The sequence below is a fragment of the Micromonospora sp. CPCC 206061 genome (assembly GCF_036906915.1).
Classification (GTDB): Bacteria; Actinomycetota; Actinomycetes; order Mycobacteriales; family Micromonosporaceae; genus Phytohabitans.
Map to the genome: position 1 here is coordinate 1 of NZ_JBAKHX010000240.1, position 518 is coordinate 518.

Genomic DNA, 518 nt, shown 5'->3' on the forward strand with positions numbered 1-518 from the left:
AGTCGATAAAGAGCGAAGGGGGCGTCCGGGTGCACGCCGGTCATGCCCTCAACGAGCCCCTCGCGCCGGATGATGCCTGCCGGTCGCATACCGAGCCGCTCCATGACCGCCCGCGAGGCACGGTTGTGCACCTCGGTGAACGCCACGACCGGCAGGCCCGGGTGGTGGGCTACCGCCCAGGCAAGCGCTGCCCGGCCGAGTTCCGTCGCATAGCCGCGGCCCGTGAGGGCGTCACGCACCGCCCAGCCGAGTTCCAGCACCGCCTCGCCATCGAGATCAATGCGGGTGAAGCCACCGCGCCCGACGAGCGACCCGTCCGAACGGTCGCGCGCCATCCATTTGCCGACCCCGTCCGCCGCCCACCCGGCCATCATGTTCGCGGCCCACGCCTCCACAGCCGCGCGGGTCCAAGGCCCAGTCCAATACGCCACTCCCGGATCGCCATACAAGAGGTTCAGGTCATCGACATCATCGAGACCGACCGGCGTCAGGACGAGCCGCTGCGTCAGAACCGGGTC

1 protein-coding gene is annotated in these 518 nt (G+C 69.9%); it reads right to left on the reverse strand.

The features are described 5' to 3' along the window. Positions 1-518: GNAT family N-acetyltransferase (locus tag V6V89_RS41565; protein WP_334625254.1), on the reverse strand; the 518-nt coding region annotated here is incomplete at both ends.